This window comes from Actinoplanes sp. NPDC051851 (assembly GCF_040681165.1).
Lineage (GTDB): Bacteria > Actinomycetota > Actinomycetes > Mycobacteriales > Micromonosporaceae > Actinoplanes.
In genome coordinates, this window is record NZ_JBFAYF010000010.1 from 129,109 (window position 1) to 146,924 (window position 17,816).

General features: G+C 70.3%; 20 protein-coding genes. 14 read left to right on the forward strand and 6 right to left on the reverse strand.

Features of this window, described 5'->3' with window-relative positions; genetic code table 11:
* Positions 1 to 6 precede the first annotated feature (6 nt).
* From AB0M08_RS13165 to AB0M08_RS13175, 3 genes are read right to left on the reverse strand one after another with little or no spacing between them, the layout of a single operon-like run.
* Complete coding sequence (locus AB0M08_RS13165; RefSeq protein ID WP_364492320.1) at positions 7 to 963, reverse strand: carbon-nitrogen hydrolase family protein; 957 nt, start codon at positions 961 to 963, stop codon at positions 7 to 9.
* Positions 960 to 1,895, reverse strand: coding sequence for a LysR family transcriptional regulator (locus tag AB0M08_RS13170; protein ID WP_364492321.1), 936 nt, complete (start codon positions 1,893 to 1,895; stop codon positions 960 to 962). The genes AB0M08_RS13165 and AB0M08_RS13170 overlap by 4 nt, the downstream gene beginning before the upstream one ends.
* A complete protein-coding gene (locus AB0M08_RS13175; protein ID WP_364492322.1) occupies positions 1,888 to 2,946 on the reverse strand; it encodes a phenylacetaldoxime dehydratase family protein in 1,059 nt (352 codons plus the stop codon). Before AB0M08_RS13175 ends, AB0M08_RS13170 begins: the two co-directional genes overlap by 8 nt.
* 227 nt (positions 2,947 to 3,173) lie before the next feature.
* Between AB0M08_RS13175 and AB0M08_RS13180 the strand changes: the two genes are divergently transcribed.
* A complete protein-coding gene (locus AB0M08_RS13180) occupies positions 3,174 to 3,482 on the forward strand; it encodes a hypothetical protein (RefSeq protein WP_364492323.1) in 309 nt (102 codons plus the stop codon).
* A gap of 76 nt (positions 3,483 to 3,558) precedes the next feature.
* On the opposite strand, the gene AB0M08_RS13185 is transcribed toward AB0M08_RS13180, so the two are convergent.
* Together AB0M08_RS13185 and AB0M08_RS13190 are read right to left on the reverse strand one after the other, a co-directional pair.
* Entirely contained in the window at positions 3,559 to 4,191 is a 633-nt protein-coding gene (locus AB0M08_RS13185; RefSeq protein ID WP_364492324.1) for a hypothetical protein, read from the reverse strand.
* A 42-nt stretch (positions 4,192 to 4,233) separates the two neighbouring features.
* Complete coding sequence (locus tag AB0M08_RS13190) at positions 4,234 to 5,061, reverse strand: DeoR/GlpR family DNA-binding transcription regulator (RefSeq protein WP_364492325.1); 828 nt, start codon at positions 5,059 to 5,061, stop codon at positions 4,234 to 4,236.
* Between the two features lie 262 nt (positions 5,062 to 5,323).
* On the opposite strand from AB0M08_RS13190, the gene AB0M08_RS13195 reads away from it, so the two are divergent.
* Genes AB0M08_RS13195 through AB0M08_RS13235 form a run of 9 tightly spaced genes read left to right on the forward strand, consistent with a single transcriptional unit; the run spans position 5,324 to position 12,610 of the window.
* A complete protein-coding gene (locus AB0M08_RS13195; protein ID WP_364492326.1) occupies positions 5,324 to 6,610 on the forward strand; it encodes a sugar ABC transporter substrate-binding protein in 1,287 nt (428 codons plus the stop codon).
* Positions 6,610 to 7,503, forward strand: coding sequence for a sugar ABC transporter permease (locus AB0M08_RS13200; protein WP_364492327.1), 894 nt, complete (start codon positions 6,610 to 6,612; stop codon positions 7,501 to 7,503). The genes AB0M08_RS13195 and AB0M08_RS13200 overlap by 1 nt, the downstream gene beginning before the upstream one ends.
* 2 nt (positions 7,504 to 7,505) lie before the next feature.
* Positions 7,506 to 8,348 carry a carbohydrate ABC transporter permease gene (locus tag AB0M08_RS13205; RefSeq protein ID WP_364492328.1) on the forward strand — a complete coding sequence of 281 codons (843 nt, stop codon included), beginning with the start codon at positions 7,506 to 7,508 and terminating at the stop codon, positions 8,346 to 8,348.
* A gap of 33 nt (positions 8,349 to 8,381) precedes the next feature.
* The gene (locus AB0M08_RS13210) at positions 8,382 to 9,245 is read left to right on the forward strand and encodes a ketose-bisphosphate aldolase (RefSeq protein ID WP_364492329.1); all 864 of its coding nucleotides are present in this window, start codon (positions 8,382 to 8,384) and stop codon (positions 9,243 to 9,245) included.
* 1 nt (position 9,246) lies between these two features.
* Positions 9,247 to 10,434, forward strand: coding sequence for an ADP-dependent glucokinase/phosphofructokinase (locus tag AB0M08_RS13215; protein ID WP_364492330.1), 1,188 nt, complete (start codon positions 9,247 to 9,249; stop codon positions 10,432 to 10,434).
* Positions 10,431 to 11,378 carry a class I mannose-6-phosphate isomerase gene (locus AB0M08_RS13220; protein WP_364492331.1) on the forward strand — a complete coding sequence of 316 codons (948 nt, stop codon included), beginning with the start codon at positions 10,431 to 10,433 and terminating at the stop codon, positions 11,376 to 11,378. The genes AB0M08_RS13215 and AB0M08_RS13220 overlap by 4 nt, the downstream gene beginning before the upstream one ends.
* Before the next feature lie 33 nt (positions 11,379 to 11,411).
* Entirely contained in the window at positions 11,412 to 11,789 is a 378-nt protein-coding gene (locus AB0M08_RS13225) for a VOC family protein (protein WP_364492332.1), read from the forward strand.
* Entirely contained in the window at positions 11,782 to 12,192 is a 411-nt protein-coding gene (locus AB0M08_RS13230; protein ID WP_364492333.1) for a metalloregulator ArsR/SmtB family transcription factor, read from the forward strand. Before AB0M08_RS13225 ends, AB0M08_RS13230 begins: the two co-directional genes overlap by 8 nt.
* On the forward strand, positions 12,185 to 12,610 hold the full coding sequence (locus AB0M08_RS13235) for an SRPBCC domain-containing protein (protein ID WP_364492334.1): 426 nt from the start codon (positions 12,185 to 12,187) through the stop codon (positions 12,608 to 12,610). The genes AB0M08_RS13230 and AB0M08_RS13235 overlap by 8 nt, the downstream gene beginning before the upstream one ends.
* Before the next feature lie 89 nt (positions 12,611 to 12,699).
* On the opposite strand, the gene AB0M08_RS13240 is transcribed toward AB0M08_RS13235, so the two are convergent.
* Positions 12,700 to 13,488: a metalloregulator ArsR/SmtB family transcription factor gene (locus tag AB0M08_RS13240; protein ID WP_364492335.1), complete on the reverse strand. Its 789-nt coding sequence runs from the start codon at positions 13,486 to 13,488 to the stop codon at positions 12,700 to 12,702.
* A 408-nt stretch (positions 13,489 to 13,896) separates the two neighbouring features.
* Here AB0M08_RS13240 and AB0M08_RS13245 point away from each other — a divergent pair, with 408 nt between their 5' ends.
* The 4 genes from AB0M08_RS13245 (at position 13,897) to AB0M08_RS13260 (ending at position 17,813) form a co-directional block, all read left to right on the forward strand.
* Positions 13,897 to 14,454 carry a VOC family protein gene (locus AB0M08_RS13245; RefSeq protein WP_364492336.1) on the forward strand — a complete coding sequence of 186 codons (558 nt, stop codon included), beginning with the start codon at positions 13,897 to 13,899 and terminating at the stop codon, positions 14,452 to 14,454.
* Positions 14,455 to 14,619: 165 nt separating this feature from the next.
* Positions 14,620 to 14,907 (forward strand): metalloregulator ArsR/SmtB family transcription factor, encoded by a 288-nt coding sequence (locus AB0M08_RS13250; RefSeq protein WP_364492337.1) that lies wholly within the window; start codon positions 14,620 to 14,622, stop codon positions 14,905 to 14,907.
* A gap of 22 nt (positions 14,908 to 14,929) precedes the next feature.
* The gene (locus AB0M08_RS13255) at positions 14,930 to 15,931 is read left to right on the forward strand and encodes an LLM class flavin-dependent oxidoreductase (protein ID WP_364492338.1); all 1,002 of its coding nucleotides are present in this window, start codon (positions 14,930 to 14,932) and stop codon (positions 15,929 to 15,931) included.
* Between the two features lie 49 nt (positions 15,932 to 15,980).
* Complete coding sequence (locus AB0M08_RS13260) at positions 15,981 to 17,813, forward strand: glycosyltransferase family 2 protein (protein ID WP_364492339.1); 1,833 nt, start codon at positions 15,981 to 15,983, stop codon at positions 17,811 to 17,813.
* Positions 17,814 to 17,816: the final 3 nt, after the last annotated feature.

Consider the following 17,816-nt stretch of genomic DNA (forward strand, 5'->3'; position numbering starts at 1 on the left):
TACCTCTCATGTGATGGTTTCTCTTTCGGGGCCGGGCGCCGCGGCCGCGTAGCGCACCGGTGTCTTCGCCGTCGTGTCGACGGTCAGCGAGAAGATGTCGGGCCGGGCGTAGTGCCCGGTCACGTCGAAGTCCAGGCTCATCCGGACGATCTCGGCCCGGTCCACCTCGGCGAAGAGCAGCGTCTCCGCGTCGAAGACCGGTCCGGCCAGCACCTCGCCGGTGGGGGCGACGACCGCGCTGCCGCCGCGCATCAGCACGTCGTCCGGGTCGTGGCCGAAGAGCGCCTGGTAGTCGTCGGGGTAGTCGCGGCGGCGCATCACCTGGCAGGCGGAGATCACGTAGCAGCGGCCCTCCAGGGCGATGTGCCGGATGGTGGAGAGCCAGGACTCGCGGTCGTCGGCGGTCGGCGCGCAGTAGATCTCCACGTCCTGGCCGTAGACCGCGGCGCGCATCAGCGGCATGTAGTTCTCCCAGCAGATCACCGCGCCGAGCCGCCCGGCCGGGCTCGCCACCACGGGCAGCGTCGAGCCGTCGCCGAAGCCCCAGATCAGCCGCTCCGAGCCGGTCGGCATCACCTTGCGGTGGTGCCCCACCCGGGAGCCGGTCTCGTCGATCAGCACGACCGTGCAGTAGAGGGTCCGCCCGGCCCGCTCGACGATGCCGAGCACCACGAAGACCCGGTGCTCGCGGGCCGCGGCGGCGATCGCGGCGACCTCGGGCCCGTCCAGCGCGACCGCCGCCGCCCAGGAGCGGGCGAACTCGTCGCGGCCCAGCTCGGTGCGCCGCCCGACCGGGCTGCCGAACGCCAGCCCCTTCGGGTAGGTGCCGAGGTACGCCTCCGGGAAGACGACCAGGTCGGCGCCGCCCTCGCGGGCCCGCCCGATCGCGTCCACGGCCTTGGCGACCGAGGCCGGCGCGTCGAACGCGACCGAGCCGATCTGGGCCACGGCGATGCGGGTCATGCAGTCCTCCTCGCTGGTTCGAGGCTCTTGGCGAGGTCCTCGACGGTGCGGACCATCCACTTCACCCGGGGGTCGAAGTCGCGGGCCTGGTGCCAGACCACGGACACGGTGAAGGACGGCAGGTAGATGGGCGGTTCGCAGACCGCGAGCCCGAAGTGCCGGCCGAAGACCCGGGCCACGTGCCGGGGCATGGTGGCGATGGTCGCCACCCGGGTCAGCAGGTACGGCGCCATCGCGAAGTGCGCGGTCGAGGCGATCCGGTTCCGGGAGAGCCCCTCCGCCTCCAGGGCGTCGTCGACGATGCCGCGCGTCCCGTCGTACGAGATCATGATGTGCGGCAGGCTCAGGTACTCCTCTTTGGTGAGCGCGCCGTCGTGGCCGACCAGCCGGGGGTCGTAGACACTGGCGTACCCGGACTCGAAGAGCTCCCGCGAACGGAACTGACTCCCCCAGGCGGTGGAGGCGGAGACGCCCAGATCGGCGTCGCCGGCTTCGAGGAGGGCGGCCATCCGCAGCCGGGTGGTCTGCACGCAGTAGAGCGAGAGCCCGGGGCTGCGCGGCTGCACGGTGCTGAGCACCTCGGGCATCAGCACCGCCTCCAGGTCGTCGGACATCCCGATCCGCAGGGTGAACCGGTCGGTGTGCGGGTCGAAGATCGGTTCGCCGCCGATCGCCACCTCGAACGAGCGCAGGCCCTCCAGGATCGGGCCGTACATCCGCTGGGCGCGCAGCGTCGGCGCGACACCGCCGGGAGCGCGGACGAAGAGCTGGTCGCCGTGCATCTTGCGGAGCCGGCTCAGCGCGGCGCTGACCGCGGCCTGGCTCATGTGCAGGCGCAGCGCGGCGCGGGTGACGCTGCGCTCCTCCATCAGCGCGACGAAGACCACGAAGAGGTTCAGGTCGTGGTTGCGCAGCTCGGCGGGCTCAGTCATCGAGGACCGTCCAGCGGCTGGTGGCGTACTCCAGGATCCCGGTGCCGGGGTGGCAGTTGACGTACTCGTAGGACGAGCTCTCCGGGAGCACGAAGACCTCGTGCCAGGTGGTGACCGTCCGGTCCGCGCCGTACTGCCGGTTCTTGGCGATGGCGTGCTCGTAGATCGCGGCGTGCGTGGCGTGGCTCTCCGCCCACTCCTCCAGATCGCGCAGGCTGTGGAAGTAGGCGAGCGTGGAGGTCTCCCGGCGCGGCGCCAGGGTCGCCGGGTCGACGCTGGTCAGCACCCGCAGCGACATCGTCCCGGTGGCGTCCCGATGCCCGGCCAGGTGGTCCATCCCCCGATCGAGCTTGGGTTGCAGCTCGGTGAGGTAGTCGTCCAGCTGGTCGCCCTCGGCCCGCTCCCAGTGCTGGCCGCTGCGGATCACCGCGGTGTTCAGCCCGGTCACCGCGCGCAGCCGGGCGCCACGGGACGGGGCCGGTTCGCGGTGCCGCAGGTGCGGCGCGGGGGCGTCGAGATCGTCCACAGCGGAGATCGGCAGCCGGTCGCGGGCCGCGCCGTAGTAGCCGTTCGTGGTCATCTCGTCGATGGTCATTCCCGGACAGGCCGCGTAGCCGAACGGCCGCCGCGGATCCGAGAAGATCATCTCGGCGCGGTCCGGGGCCACCCGGATCACCTCGTGCCAGGCGCCGAAATCGATCACCGCTGGGTCGAGGCTCCGGAACCACCGGCCGGGCGCCGAGCGCTCCACCCAGCGGGCGTGCTGCGCGGCGTCGGTCCAGTAGCCGAGGTGCACGACGTTGAGCAGGCCCTCGGCGTCGACCGTGGTCAGCAGTTCGGACGACTCGGGCGCGGCGGGCTCGCCGGCCCGGCCGAGCAGGGACCGGAACTCGTCGGCGGCGGCCACCGAGGGCACCTGCACCGCCAGATAATCGGCGACGACGGCCGTGAAAGGGGCCGGATAACCGACGGTCCAGCGCGGCGCCCGGGGCTGATGCCCGGCCGGACGGCGTGCCGGGCGCAGTCGCGGATACTCCGGTCGCCATCCCATGCCTGCCTCCTTCTGACCAGCTCAGAGCCGTGGTCCGTGTGGAAAGCAAGCTACCGATCAAGCCGAGTTCAGAAAAACAAATAGTCCGCATAACCGATATCAGGAAAGCTGAATACGCCTGGCGGGCCCGCGCCCGTCACAGACCCGAAACCTCCCGGGTCTTGCACGCCGCCCCCTGCCCGATATTCGATCATCTTGCTCGAATAAGCGGGCGGAGGGATGGGCACGTGGAGTTGATCGTGGCGGGACTGCAGGCGGCGGGGGCGCCCGGGGACGTCGCGGCGAACCGGGCACAGCTGCGCGACGCGGCGCGGGAGGCGGCCGCCGCCGGGGCCGGGCTGCTGATCACCACCGAGCTCTTCCAACAGACCCTCGAGTACGTCGGCCGCAGCAGCATCGTCGCACCCTCCGGCGCGGTGCTCGCCGGGGCCGTGCACGGCGACCATCTGCTGCTCGCGACCGTCGACACCGGTGTCGTGGCCCGCGACCGGGCAGCCAACCCGTACCTCACCGATCGTCGCCCCGACCTCTACTGACTCCTACGGCCGACGCGGTCCACGAGCATGTGGTCGCCCCTGCACCGCACGACGTACATCGGCCTGGACCGAGCGGTCAGCCCTTCGGGCAGAGGGCGGCCGGGATCGGGGTGGTGACCCGCATGGTGTCCGGGTCGAAGCGGATGTCGACGGTGCCGTCGCTGGTGGTCAGGCGGGCGCGTCCCGGTTCGAACGACGCGATGCCCTGGTACGTGGTCGCGGAAGCCGCGAGGCAGCCGGCGTCGGTGGCCACGAAACGGAAGGTGCCCCGGCGCTCGACGAGGACCTGCCACTCGGACGGGCCGTCCGCGTAATCCCAGGAGTAGATCCGCAGCTCGTAGCGGCCGTCGGCGGTGTAGGCGTCACCGGCGAGGTCGTGCCCGCGCCGGACGAACGAAGCCGGGCTCTCCAGGAAGAACCCGCCGCCGCAGATGAGCGCTATCACGACGACGCTCACCAGGACCGCCGCCAGCCGTCCGACGGTCCAGGAGAAGAGCTCCAGCGCCAGGACCATCAGCAGGCTCGCCGTGCCGAACGCCCAGTTCCCCGACAGTGGATGATCCTGCAGGAACGTCAGGTGCATCGGGTTGGTACGCGCCAGCACCAGGACGACCGCCACCGTCAGGGCCGCCGCGGCCGCCACCCGCACCCGCCGCGGGCGGGTCTCCGCCCGCTCCCTGACCCGGCGCACCACCGTCTGCGTATCCACTTCTTGATCATGAAGAGCCCGGGGCGGCGGGTCAACCGCCGATCAGCGCGGGCGGGGTAGCCCGGCGGGGGTGATCACCTCGACGTCGCCGGCGGTCAGCGCCTCCTGGAGGTCGGCGGGGGGTGCGCTGTCGGTGATCAGGTAGTCGGCGGCGCCGAGCTCGGAGACCTGGGCGAAGAGGCGGCGGCCGAACTTGGTGGAGTCGGCGACGACCGCGACCCGGCCGGCGCGGGAGATCATCTCCTGCATCATCGCGGCCTCGGCGATGTTGCTGGTGGTGAAGCCCGCGTCGGCGGAGACCGCGCCGACGCCGATGATCGCCAGGTCGCAGGTGATGTCGAGGTCGGCGCCGTTGTTGGCGCGGAAGCTGACCGGACCTATGGTGGCCAGCGTCAGGGCGCGGACGGCGCCGCCGAAGACGTAGATGTCGCGGATCGCCGTCGGCGGCAGCGCGCCGGGGACCAGCAGGTTGTTGGTCGCGACGGTGAGGTCGCGGTGCTGGCCGAGCTTGCGGGCCACCGCGAGCGTGGTCGTCCCGCCGTTGATCATGATGGTGGAGCCGTCCTGGACCAGGTCGGCGGCGAGCGCGCCGATCCGGTCCTTCTCCTTCTCCTGCTCGGTCAGCCGCTGGTCGACGGCGCGGTCGGTGCGGGAGACCGTGGAGAGGCTGACCGCTCCGCCGTACGTCCGGACCAGCGCACCGTCCGCGCTGAGCTGGTCCAGGTCGCGCCGCACCGTGTCGATCGAGACGCCGAACCTCTCGGCCAGCTCGCCGACGGTGACCTGGCCGGCCTCGGCGACGTACGCGGCCAGCTGTGCCTTGCGCCCGGCGGGCAGATGACGCTGCCGATCGTCCTTGTCGGAGCTCATGGCACCCCCTTCGTCAGTGCGGGAGTATGCCACAACCCTGCGGATGCCGCTCACAACGCCGCTCAATACTGCACAGAACCGCACGAGGTCGCCGACCTCTCAACACCCAGGCCAGCTGTTTCGCGCGCTCATAAGTTACGCAGGAGTATGCAGTACTGCGCAGCTTTCTGCGGTTCTTCTCTTGTTCTTCTTCGTAACACGCTGCTAACGTGACGCCAACACAGCAAACAACTGAAGGACTTCTATATAGAAGGAGCCTGTTATGGCTGTTCGTTCCACCCACCTCAGGAGACTTCTCGCGGCGGCGACGGCGACCGTGACGCTGGCGTTCGGCGCGGCGTGCGGATCGAGCTCGTCCGGTGACAGCGGGGACGGCACCGTGACCCTCGAGTTCGCCCAGTGGTGGGGCGCCGAGCTCCCGGACGGCGAGTTCGACAAGCTGATCGACGACTTCACCGCGCAGAACCCGACCATCAAGGTCAAGCTGCTCAGCGCGCCGTACGCCTCCACCAAGCAGCAGCTGCTCACCGGCGCGGCCTCGAAGACCCTGCCCGACGTGGTGGGTCTCGACGGCGCCTGGGTCAACGACTTCGCCAAGCAGGGCGCCATCGCCGACATGTCCGCGCTGATGAAGGACGCCGGGTACGACGAGAGCCAGCTCGCCAGCCAGGTCCAGCTCGACGGCAAGACCTACATGATCCCGGTGGTCAACTTCGTCTACCCGCTCTTCGTCAACAAGGACCTGCTGACCAAGGCCGGCGTCGCGGAGGTGCCGAGCACCCGGACCGAGTTCCTGGACGCGGCCAAGAAGATCAGCGCGACCGGCGGGGACGTCAAGGGCTGGGCGCTGCCGCTCGACACCGCGGTGCCCAACGGCGTGCAGAACGACGTGATGTCCTGGCTCTGGGCCTCCGGCGGCAGCATGCTCGCCGACGGCAAGCCGAACCTGACCAGCGACGGCGTCAGGAGCACCGTCGAGTACGTGAAGAGCCTCAACGACGCGGGCGTCATCGCGGCCGGGTCGCTGACCATGAAGGAACAGGACAAGGTCGAGAAGTTCAGCAACGGCCAGGTCGGCATGATGATCGACTCGCTGGCGCACATCAACCTGATCAAGGAGAGCCAGCCGGACCTGGACTTCACCGTGGCGGCGCTGCCGGCCGTGGACGGGTACACCGGCAAGCGCGGCATCCCGTACGCCTCCTGGGGTATCGGCGTCTCGAACTCGACCGAGCACAAGGCCGAGGCCTTCAAGCTGGTGTCGTACCTGATGAGTCAGGAGACGAACGCGACGCTGAGCACGATGGCGAACGGTTTCCCCGGCAACAAGAACGCCGAGCCGGACTTCACCGACAGTGACCCGCTCTTCAAGACCGCCTTCGACATCTACCAGGCGGGCTACCCGGCGAACGAGTTCGTCGGCCTGCCCAAGTCGGAGGACCTGATGCGCAGCTTCGACGAGCAGCTCCAGCTGGTGCTGACCGGCAAGTCGAGCGTCGACGACGCCCTCGCCGCCGCCCAGCAGGACTGGTCCTCGGTGATCGAGTAATGACAGTGATGAAGGCGCCGGGCCACCGGATCCGGCGCCTCACCCCCTTCGGCTACCTCTCCCCCACGATCCTGCTGATCGTCGTCCTGATGGTGGTCCCCATCGTCATGGTGATCGGCTACTCGTTCCGGGACAACGTGATCGTCCAGGAGAACTCGGTCTTCGCCGGATTCGCCAACTACGCCGAGGTCCTCACCGACCCGGACTTCCTGGCGGCGCTGAAGAACACCGCGGTCTTCATCTCGGTCAGCACGATCGCCCACCTGATCCTGGGCCTGTCGTTCGCGATGATGCTGAACACCCCGCTGCTCGGCGGCGTCACGAAGGCGATCTTCCGGATCGTCTACATCCTGCCGTGGCTCTTCACCATCGCGGTGATCGCGGTGATCTGGCGGCTGCTGCTCGACCCGACCGGCGTGGTCAACTACGTGCTGCACGCGCTCGGCGTGATCCAGCAGGGCGTGGACTGGTTCGGCGACCCGGGTAAGGCGCTCTGGGCGGTCACCTTCGTCAACGTCTGGTCCGGCTACCCGTTCTTCATGATCAGCCTGCTCGCCGGGCTGCAGGGGATCTCGCCGGACCTCTACGAGGCGGCCGCGGTGGACGGCACGAACGGGCTCCAGCGGTTCCTGCACGTGACGCTCCCGCAGCTGCGCCCGGTGATCGCCAGCATGGCGGTGCTCGACCTGATCTGGACGTCCCAGCAGTTCGCACTGATCTGGATGACCACCGGCGGCGGGCCGCTGAACGCCACCGAGATGCTCAGCACCTACACCTACAAGCAGGCGTTCAGCGAGTACGAGTTCGCGACCGCGTCGGCCGCCGCGGTCATCGTGCTGCTGCTGACGATGGTTCTGGCCTTCTTCTACGTACGCCAGCAAAGGGAGCGGTGACCATGCTCTCCATCAAGGCCCGCCGCACCCTGGCCAAGGCCGGCGTGATCACCGGGCTCGTCGCCGGCGCCCTCTTCGCCGGGCTGCCGGTGCTCTGGATGCTCTCCACGTCGTTCAAGAGCAACGGGGAGGTCTTCCAGAACCCGCCGAAGCTGATCACCGACGGCTTCTCGCTCGACGCGTACCGGGAGATCTTCGGCAATCCGGACCAGCTGCGGTTCTTCCTCAACAGCTACGTCGTCGCGCTCGCCGTGACCGTGCTGACCCTGCTGGTGGCGCTGCTCGCCGGGTACGCGTTCAGCCGCTTCCGGTTCCCGTTCCAGCGCACCATCAACGCGGTGATCGTCAGCGTGCAGGCGGTGCCGCCGATCACGCTGGTCATCCCCTACTTCGGGCTGGTCGTCGCGCTCGGCCTCTACAACACGTACCCCGGGCTGATCCTCACCCACATGGTCTTCACCCTCCCGTACGCCATCATCATGATCACCGCCTATCTGAACACCCTGCCGCGGGAGCTGGACGAGTCGGTCAAGGTGGACGGCGGGACCAGCTGGACCGCGCTCTGGCGGGTGCTGGCGCCGATCTCGGTGCCGGGCCTGATCGCGGTCGGCGTCTACACCTTCATGATCTCGTGGAACGAGTACCTCTTCGCGCTCACGCTGACCCGGACCGACGACATGCGCACCGTGCCGATCGGGATCCAGCTGCTGATGGGCCAGCACTCGTACGAGTGGAACCAGATGATGGCGATGAGCATCCTCGGGTCGATCCCGGTCCTCGTGCTCTTCCTGATCTTCCAGCGGCGCTTCATCGGCGGTCTCACCGCCGGCGCCGTCAAGGCCTGACCGGCCACCCCTCTCACGAAGGAGAACCACCCCATGCTCACGACCGGCAAGGTCATCCTCGACGTCGCCAACGAGCACAACTTCGCGGTGCCCGCCTTCAACATCAGCGACTGGGCGATGTTCAAGGGCATCGTGGAGATCAGCGAGGAGACGAACGCCCCGCTGATCGTCGCGATCCACCCGGACGAGGTACGCCACATCGGCCGCGAGATGATCACCGGGATCATCGAGCGCTCGCACAACGCCAGCGTCCCGATCGCCATCCACTGGGACCACGGCGCCACCTACGAGCAGGCACTTCAGGCTTTCCAGTACGGGTTCACCTCGGTGATGATCGACGCCTCGATGAAGCCGTTCGACGAGAACGTGGCCATCTCCCGGCAGGTCACCGCCTCGGCACACGCTCTCGGTGTCTCGGTGGAGGGCGAGCTCGGCACGATCGGCGCGAACGACAGCTACGCCGAGGGCGGGTCGGCCACCATCATCTACACCGACCCGGACGACGCGGTCACCTTCGTCGAGCAGACCGGGGTGGACAGCCTGGCCATCGCGATCGGCACCTTCCACGGCTTCTACCCGGCACACCTGAAGCCGGAGCTCAAGCTGGACCTGCTCAAGGAGATCAAGAGCCGGGTGCACCTCCCGCTCGTCCTGCACGGTGGCTCCAACAACCCGGACGACGAGATCGCCGAGGCCGCCCGGACCGGCATCAACAAGATCAATATCTCGACGGACATCAAGGTGGCGTACCACAACCGGATGCGCGAGGTGCTCGGCGACGACCCGAAGACCCGCGAGCCGAACGCGATCCAGCCGCTCTGCATCGAGGCGATGAAGGCGGTCGCGGCCCAGAAGATCGAGCTGTTCGGGGCCACCGGCAAGGGATCGCTGTACTGACATGGCGAGCGCGTCCCGGGTACTCCTCGGTCTCGGTGGCTGCGTCGACTACGAGTTGACGCTGACCGCCGAGGTCCTGGACCAGCTGGTCGCCGAGTACGGCGTCACCGATCTCACCCCGCCCGCCGTGGTGGCCGGCGAACGGGACCTGCTCGTGTCGATCCTCGGGTACGTGGCCCGGGGCGGGGGCGGCGAGCACTTCGTCGCGTCCGCCCCGGCCCTCGAGGCGTTCGCCGCCCGGTTCCCGTACCGCGCCACGCTCGGCGGCACCTCGGTCCGGGCCGGGATCCTGATGAGCCGGCTGGGTGTTCCGTCGACGCTGCACCTGGTCAGCGTCAACGACACGATCCGCCGCCTGCTGCCGGCGGACGGCGACCACGTCTCCAGCGGCACCGAGGACACCTACTTCCCCCACCTGATCGTCCAGTACGACCGTGGCCTGCGTGTCGGCGCGCTGGACATCACCGCGCCGTACCCGAACCGGCTGATCTACGTCAACGACCCGGCGAACGGCGCCATGCTGCTCACCCCGGACCTCGGCGACCGGCTCGCCCGGGCGGAGGTCTTCCTGATCTCCGGGTTCAACGCGATGCGCTCCGCCGACGAGCTGGACAGCCGGCTCGCCGAACTGCGGTCGCGGATGCGGCGGCTACCGCCGACCGCGGTGACCTACTTCGAGGACGCGGCGTACCACGAGCCCGCGTTCAGCCACCGGGTCCGGGCGGCACTGCTCGGCGCGATCGACGTGTACGGGCTCAACGAGGACGAGATGCAGGCGTACCTCGGCCGCCCGGTCGACCTGCTCGCCCCGGACGACGTCGCGACGGCGCTCGCCGAGTTGCACGCGTTCATCCCGGTGCCCACCCTGGTGGTGCACACGAAGTACTGGGCCCTGGCGCTCGGGTCCGGGGACTACACCGCGGCGCTCGACACCGGAACCGTGATGGCGGCGACCCGCTACTGCCACGGCGACGACTTCACCGACGCGGACATCGCCGCGCTGCGCGACCGTCCCCGGCGGGCGGAATCGGTCACGTTCGCCGAGGCCCTGCACGCGCGGACGGGCGGCGCGGTCCGCTGCGTGCCCGGGTTCGCCCTCGACGTCGCGCACCCGACGACGGTCGGGCTCGGCGACACCTTCGTCGGCGGTTTCCTCGCCGCCCTGGCTCTCTCGGGGGAAGAAGGATGAGCATCGAGAAGCTGCCCGCCAACCAACCCGGGACGTTCTACCGCGGGGCCGGGCGGATCGCCGCCTTCCGGGGTGATCCATCGCTGCCGGACCGGCCGGAGGACTGGGTCGGCTCGGTGACCAGCCGGTTCGGGCTGACGCCGGCCGGGCTCTCCACGCTGGCCGACGGGCGGGTGCTCGCCGAGGCGATCGCCGCCGACCCGCGCTGGTGGCTCGGGCCGGACCGGGCCGACCCGGGCGTGCTGGTCAAACTCCTCGACGCGGGGCAACGACTGCCCCTGCACGTCCATCCCGACCGGGGGTTCGCGAACACACACCTGGCTTCCGCGTACGGGAAGACGGAAGCGTGGGTGATCGTCGAAGCGCGACCCGGCGCGTACGTCCATCTGGGTTTCGCCCGGGACGTGCCGGGCGACGAGCTGGCCCGGTGGGTGACCGATCAGGACACCGCGGCGATGCTGGCCGCCACCCACCGCGTGCCGGTCACCGCGGGTGACGCCATCCTCTGCCCGGCCGGCCTCCCGCACGCCATCGGCGACGGCATCCTGCTCGTCGAGGTCCAGGAGCCGACCGACTTCTCGGTGCTACTGGAGTACGAGGGTTTCGGCCTCACCGACGGTCACCTAGGTCTGGGCTACGAGCGGGCCCTGGAGTGCGTCGACCGCAGCGCGTGGAGTCCGGAACGGATCACCGGTCTGCGCGGCGGACGGCGCCTGCTCCCGGAGGCCGCCGACGAGTTCTTCACGGCCCGTCGCCTGCGCGGCGGCGACCGCCTGCCACGCGGATTCGGCGTGGCGGTCACCGTCGCGGGCCGGGGCCGCCTGCTCGGCGAGCACGACGAGCTACGGATCCGGCGCGGCGACACCCTGCTCATCCCGTACGCGGCGGGCCCGTTGCGCGTCCGCGGCGAGGTCGAACTGATCCACCTCGCCGGAGCCGCTTGACTGGTAGGAAAAAACCTACCTATTGTACGGGCCATGGCTGTCACTCACCTCGACGTGGTCTCGCTGCCGGTCCGCGACCAGGATCGCGCTCGCGACTTCTACGTGGACACCCTCGGCTTCGAGCTGGTCCGGCAGAACGACATGGGCCCGGCACAGCGCTGGATCCAGGTCGCCCCCAAGGGCGGGCAGACCTCGATCACGCTGGTCACCTGGTTCGACACCATGCCGCCCGGGTCGCTGCAGGGTCTCGTCCTGCACACCGACGACCTGGACGCCGAGGTCGCCGCGCTGACCGCGAAGGGCGTCCCGGTGCCGGACGGCGTGCAGGACGCACCGTGGGGCCGGTTCGCGGTCTTCACCGACCCGGACGGCAACCGCCTCGTGCTGCGGGGACGGCCCCCGCGTGCCTGAGCCCACCGCCACCGCCACCGCCGCCACCGCCACTGCCACCGCCGCCGACGCCTTCACCGTCGATGTCTTCACCGCGGTGGCGAACCCGGCCCGCCGCGAGGTGCTCCGCCTACTCCGCGACGGCGGCCCGCGCCCGGTCGGCGAACTGGCGGAGCACTTCGACATGCGCCGGCCCAGCCTCTCCGAGCACCTTCGCCTGCTCAAGGACGCCGGGCTGGTGACCGAGCGCCGGGTCGGCCGCCAGCGGTGGTACGCGCTGGAAGCCGCCCCGCTGCGCGCGCTCACCGACTGGCTGGCGCCGTACGAGAGATTCTGGAACGACCGCATCGACGGCCTGGCCGACCTGCTGGACGCCGAGCGCGACGACATCGACGGCCCGCCGAACGCCGGGCACCATGACTGAGCCGACAAGCATCGATGTCGACCGTTTCCTGCCACACCCGCCGGAGAAGGTGTGGCGGGCGCTGACCGATCCGGAACGCCTCGCCGGCTGGCTGATGCCGAACGACTTCGTGCCCGAGATCGGTCATCGGTTCACCTTCCACACCGAGCCCCGCCCCGGCTTCGACGGCGTGGTGCACTGCGAGGTGCTGGCCCTCGAACCGCCCCGGCTGCTGGCCTGGTCGTGGCGGGGCGGCACACTGGACAGCACCGTCACCTGGACACTGGCACCGGAGGGCCGGGGCACCCGGTTGTTCCTGCGCCACGAGGGCTTCGACCCGGACGACCCGCTCCAGCGTCAGGCCCTGCGCATCATGGGCGGCGGCTGGCGGTCCCACATCATGCGCGCGCTGGAGACATCGCTCGCCGATCAGCCCTGAAGCCGCCTTTCACGCCGCTGCCGCCACGTCCGCCGCGGCTGCCGCCGCCGCACGCCGGTCACGCCGGACGCCGGTCACGCCGGACGCCGTCACGCCGGACGCTGCTGGGCGGCGCGCAGGTCGGCGTGCATCTCCCACGGCGCCTGGGGCAGGACGTGACCGGTTTCGAGAAGGGACTTCAGGTTGGCCATCACCGCGGGCCAGCCCGCCGAGACGGCCTCGAGGTCGGCGGCGGTCGGCAGGTCCACGTGGGTGACGGTCAGCCGGACGATGTCGCGGTACGGCTCGACCAGGAAGGTGACGGTCGAGGAGTCCCCGCCGCCGGCCGCCTCGAAGGTCATCACCAGCCGGGCCGGCGGAATGGCCTCGACGACGACGCCACCCGTGTCGGCGATGCCGGAGCCGTCGGTGCGCCGATGCTCCCAGCGGGAGCCGGGCTGCCAGTCGGAGACGTTGTGGTGCCCCCAGTACGCGCCGGTCAGCTCGGCGTCGGTCAGCGCCTCCCAGACCCGCTCGGGGGTCGCGTGAATGTAGGTCACGTAGACGAATTCGGTCATGCGCTGCTCCTCCGCACGGTGCCGGATCGCCGCGAGGGCCCGCAGCCGGGGCTCCTCGAACGGGGCGATCCAGCGCTGCTGCACGTCGTGGATGGGGACCGGGTTGAGGAAGTGCCGCTTCTCCCGGCCATGGCGTACGAAACTGATCAGGTTCGCCTGCTCCAGCACGGCGAGATGCTGCGTCACGGTCTGCCGCGTCATGTCCAGCCCGTCACAGAGCCGCCCGAGCGTCTGCCCGTTCTCCGCACGCAGGCTGTCCAGCAGCAGACGCCGCGTCGGGTCGGCGAGCGCCCTGAACACCGCATCCATGTCACCGTCCATGACCAGCATTATGCAGTTCCCAGACTGCATGATGTCAACCACCCGCCACGCCTCTCCGGAGCCGGCACTCACGCACGAAACCCGGCAGGCAGAGCCGACGATCCGCGGACGGCGAGTGTCCGGGCGGGCACCCGGTCACGGGATCCGGCCTCCCAACCAGGTGGTCCAGATGTGACCAGCAGGGTCACACCTGGAGGCCAGCCAAGAAGATCCACTGCCCGCCCGGAACGCCGGAACGCCGGAGCACCGGAACGCCGAAACGCCGGAGCGCGATGGCGGTTCGATGCGGGCGGTGGGCGGATCGACGGCGCGCGGGCGCGAGCGTCGCGTGTGCTGGGCGGGAGAACGTCTACCGTGGCAGTCGTCCACCGGTGCGGAGGAGTGGGCGAGAGGACGGGAGCACGGTTCATGGCACAGGTGCGGCGCTTCGACCATGTCGGGATCACGGTCGGGGATCTCGATCGGGTGGCCGACTTCTTCGTGGGGCTCGGGCTGGAGGTCGAGGGGCGGACGTTCGTCGAGGGCGAGTTCCTCGACACGGTCTGCGGGATTCCCGGGTCGCGGACCGAGATCGTCATGCTGAAGTCACCCGGGGACGGTGGACGGCTGGAGCTCGCCAGGTTCGTGCGGCCGGACTCGGAGCCCGGCGCGCCCGATGCGATGGCCAACGTGCTGGGGCTGCGCAACGTCTGCTTCGAGGTCGACGATCTGCACGGGGCGGTCGGCTGGGCGGCCGCACAGGGCTACGGGCTGGTCGGCGGGGTCGGCGAGTACGAGGGCGTCTGGCGGATGGCCTACGTGCGCGGACCGGAAGGGATCATCGTGTCCCTGGCCGAACAGATCAGGAACGCCGAACAGAGCAGGAACACCGAGCAGAGCAGGAACGCCGAGCAGACCGAGGCGGCCGAGCAGACCGAGGCGGCCGAGCAGACCGAGGCGGCCGAGCAGACCGAGGCGGCCACGTAGACCGAGCGCGTCGGCACGGGCCCGGCGCGCGAGGTGGCGTACGCGAAGAAGCAAGCAGGAAAGAAGCAAGCAGGAAGGGTGAGGCGCGTCATGAGCGGTGGCGGCACCCTCGTCGCGTGGCGTAATTTCGTTAATTAGCGAAATACCGAAGGAGGGTGCGCCGACATGCTGGAGGAGTGCAAGGCGCTGTCGAACGAGACGCGCCTGGCGATCCTGGAGTGGCTGAAGGATCCGGCCGTCCACTTCCCCGGCTGCGGGGACGTGGACGACGGGGTCTGCGCGGGGCTGATCCAGCGCCGGGCGGGCTGTTCCGGCTCCACCGTCTCCGCGCACCTGGCGATCCTGCAGCGCGCCGGGTTCCTGCACGCGACCCGCCGCGGGCAGTGGATCTATTACCGGCGTGACGAGGAGCGGATCCGCGCCTTCGCCGAACGCCTGCACCGCGACCTGTAACCCTTGGAAGGCGGCACCGCCCATGCCCACCGTACTCTCCCTGCTCGACCTGGCGCCGATCGCCGCCGGGCAGACCGCCCGCGACAGCCTCGCGGCCAGCGTGGCGCTGGCCGGCGCCGCCGAGCGCGCCGGCTACCAGCGGGTCTGGTACGCCGAGCACCACAACATGGCCACCATCGCGTCCTCGGCGACCAGCGTGGTGATCGGTCACGTGGCCGCGCACACCAGCACGATCCGGCTCGGCGCCGGCGGCATCATGCTGCCGAACCACTCGCCGCTGGTGATCGCCGAGCAGTTCGGCACCCTGGAGACGCTCTACCCGGGGCGGATCGACCTCGGACTGGGCCGGGCGCCCGGAAGTGACCAGGTCACCATGCGGGCGCTGCGCCGCGACCACTCCTCCGCCGACACGTTCCCGCAGGACGTCCTGGAGTTGCAGGGCTACCTGGCCGGCAAGTCGGTGATCCCGGGCGTGCAGGCGGTGCCGCGCGGCGACCAGCCGGTGCCGCTCTACATCCTCGGTTCGTCGCTCTTCGGCGCCCAGCTCGCGGCGAAGCTCGGTCTCCCGTACGCCTTCGCCTCACACTTCGCCCCGGACGCGCTCCACCAGGCGGTCCGCGTCTACCGCCAGACGTTCACGCCGTCGGAGCAGCTCGCCGAGCCGTACGTGATCGCCGGGGTGAACGTGGTGGCGGCCGCGTCGCACGACGAGGCGGTTGCGCAGAAGACGGCCGCCTACCGGGCGCGGACCAGGGCGTTCATCTCCCGGGGTGCCGTCGGGCAGAACTTCACCGACGCCGAGATCGACGCGTTCCTGGCCTCGCCGGGCGGGCAGAACCTGGCGCAGATGACCCGCTACACCGCGGTCGGCACCCCGGACGAGGTCCGCGACTACCTGACCGAGTTCGCCACGTCCTGCGAGGCCGACGAGCTGATCACCGCGCACCACGCGCAGTCGGTCGAGGACCGGATCCGCTCGATCGAGCTGACCGGCGCGGCGATGGCGGCCCCGGCAGCGGTCTGATCAGCTATCGGGTGGCGGTGCCGATGTCCAGGGTGTGGAGGAGAGACGGGTGCCGGGCGCCCTCTACGGCCGCACCGCCACCGAGATCACCGGCCCGCTCCGGCCCGCCGGTGACCGGGTCCGGTACCGGGCGGCCTATTCCCGTCGCGAGGACGGGGCGCTGCGGGCCCTCGGCCTGACGCACGTCCTGCTCGCCGTCGGGCTCACCGTCTACCTGCTGCTCCCCGGCAACCTGCCGAACCTGAACCCGCTCAGCGTCGCCGGGCTGGCCGTCATGGTGGTCATGCAGGTGATCGTGGCGCTGCGGACCTGCGTGCTGACGTTCTTCGCGGCCCGGGCGCGCGACCCGATCCCGATGGCGCCGCCGCCGGGGCTTCGGGTGGCCGTGCTCACCACGATCGTGCCGGGGAAGGAGCCGGTCGAGCTGGTGATGGCCACCCTGCGGGCGATGAAGCGGATCCGGCACGACGGCGCCCTCGACGTCTGGCTGCTCGACGAGGGCGACGATCCCCTGGTCCGGCGCCGGTGCGAGAAGCTCGGCGTACGCCACTTCAGCCGTAAGGGCGTGGCCGCATGGAATCAGCCGGACGGGCCGTACAAGGCGCGGACCAAGCACGGCAACCACAACGCCTGGCGGGCGGCCCACGAGGGCGAGTACGACGTCGTCGCCCAGATGGACCCGGACCACGTCCCGTACCCGAACTTCCTGGAACGCACCCTGGGCTACTTCGGCGACCCGGACACGGCGTTCGTGGTCGCCCCGCAGGTGTACGCGAACCTGACCGAGTCGTTCGTCGCGCGCGGCGCCGCCGAGCTGGCCTACCTCTTCCACGGCGTCATCCAGCGCGGCGGCAACGGCCGGGGCGCGCCGCTGCTGATCGGCACCAACCACCTGTACCGCCCGGCGGCGTTCCGCCAGATCGACGGCTACCAGGACTCGATCATCGAGGACCACCTGACCTCCATGGTGATCTTCGGGGCGGTCAACCCGGCGACCGGGCACGGCTGGCGCGGCGTCTACACCCCGGACGTCCTGGCGGTCGGCGAGGGACCGGCCACCTACACCGACTTCTTCAGTCAACAGAAACGCTGGGCGTACGGGATCTGGGAGATCCTTCGCGGACACTCGCCGTCGGTGTTGCGGGTCCTGCCCCGGTGGAGCCAGCGGCTCTCCTTCGCCGCGCTGCAGACCCACTACCCGACCACCGCGATCTCCTGGCTCAGCGGCATCGTCCTGACCGGTCTCTACCTGGTCGGCGGGGTCAGCGTCAGCCGCCTGCCCGCGCTGATCTGGGCCGGGCTCTTCGCCGCCAATCTGCTGGCCGGTCTGGCGTTCATCCAGTTCACCCGCCGTTTCAACCTGGTCGACCACGAGCGCCGCTCGCTGGGCCTGGCCGGGATGGCGCTGGAACTGGCCACCGCGCCGGTCTACCTGGCCGCCGCGGCCGCCCAGCTGGCCGGGCGCCCGCTCGCCTACGTGGTCACGCCGAAGGGCTCCGCCGCGACCGGCGACACGTGGCGCACGTTCCGCCCGCACCTGGCGTGGGCCGCGGTGAGCACGCTCATGATCGTGGCCGGGCTCGCGCTGGGTCACACGTACCCATCGCTCTATCTCTGGTCTCTCCTGACCATCGTGACCTGCCTGGCGCCGGTCGCCCATGTGGCGATGAACACCCGCACCCGTGCCCACCCGGTCACCACCGGCCGCCGTCTCGGCCAGGCCCTGCTCGCCGCCGGTCTGCTCACCGAAGCCCAGCTCGACGAGCTGCTGGACCGCCAGCTCACCACCGACGGCCCGTGGCGCCGCCTGGGCGACCTGGCCGTCGAGGCGGGGTACCTCACCCCGGCCCAGCTGTCCGGCGATCTGAACCGGGCGGCGTGAGCC

Excerpts from the sequence above, each read along its gene's own strand:
- AB0M08_RS13190 (WP_364492325.1), bottom strand. The coding sequence starts at position 5,061 with ATGAGCTCCGACAAGGACGATCGGCAGCGTCATCTGCCCGCCGGGCGC.
- AB0M08_RS13200 (WP_364492327.1), top strand. The coding sequence starts at position 6,610 with ATGACAGTGATGAAGGCGCCGGGCCACCGGATCCGGCGCCTCACCCCC.
- AB0M08_RS13235 (WP_364492334.1), top strand. The coding sequence starts at position 12,185 with ATGACTGAGCCGACAAGCATCGATGTCGACCGTTTCCTGCCACACCCG.
- AB0M08_RS13240 (WP_364492335.1), bottom strand. The coding sequence starts at position 13,488 with ATGGACGGTGACATGGATGCGGTGTTCAGGGCGCTCGCCGACCCGACG.
- AB0M08_RS13250 (WP_364492337.1), top strand. The coding sequence starts at position 14,620 with ATGCTGGAGGAGTGCAAGGCGCTGTCGAACGAGACGCGCCTGGCGATC.
- AB0M08_RS13255 (WP_364492338.1), top strand. The coding sequence starts at position 14,930 with ATGCCCACCGTACTCTCCCTGCTCGACCTGGCGCCGATCGCCGCCGGG.
- AB0M08_RS13195 (WP_364492326.1), top strand. The coding sequence starts at position 5,324 with ATGGCTGTTCGTTCCACCCACCTCAGGAGACTTCTCGCGGCGGCGACG.
- AB0M08_RS13175 (WP_364492322.1), bottom strand. The coding sequence starts at position 2,946 with ATGGGATGGCGACCGGAGTATCCGCGACTGCGCCCGGCACGCCGTCCG.
- AB0M08_RS13245 (WP_364492336.1), top strand. The coding sequence starts at position 13,897 with ATGGCACAGGTGCGGCGCTTCGACCATGTCGGGATCACGGTCGGGGAT.
- AB0M08_RS13210 (WP_364492329.1), top strand. The coding sequence starts at position 8,382 with ATGCTCACGACCGGCAAGGTCATCCTCGACGTCGCCAACGAGCACAAC.
- AB0M08_RS13215 (WP_364492330.1), top strand. The coding sequence starts at position 9,247 with ATGGCGAGCGCGTCCCGGGTACTCCTCGGTCTCGGTGGCTGCGTCGAC.
- AB0M08_RS13225 (WP_364492332.1), top strand. The coding sequence starts at position 11,412 with ATGGCTGTCACTCACCTCGACGTGGTCTCGCTGCCGGTCCGCGACCAG.
- AB0M08_RS13220 (WP_364492331.1), top strand. The coding sequence starts at position 10,431 with ATGAGCATCGAGAAGCTGCCCGCCAACCAACCCGGGACGTTCTACCGC.
- AB0M08_RS13170 (WP_364492321.1), bottom strand. The coding sequence starts at position 1,895 with ATGACTGAGCCCGCCGAGCTGCGCAACCACGACCTGAACCTCTTCGTG.
- AB0M08_RS13205 (WP_364492328.1), top strand. The coding sequence starts at position 7,506 with ATGCTCTCCATCAAGGCCCGCCGCACCCTGGCCAAGGCCGGCGTGATC.
- AB0M08_RS13165 (WP_364492320.1), bottom strand. The coding sequence starts at position 963 with ATGACCCGCATCGCCGTGGCCCAGATCGGCTCGGTCGCGTTCGACGCG.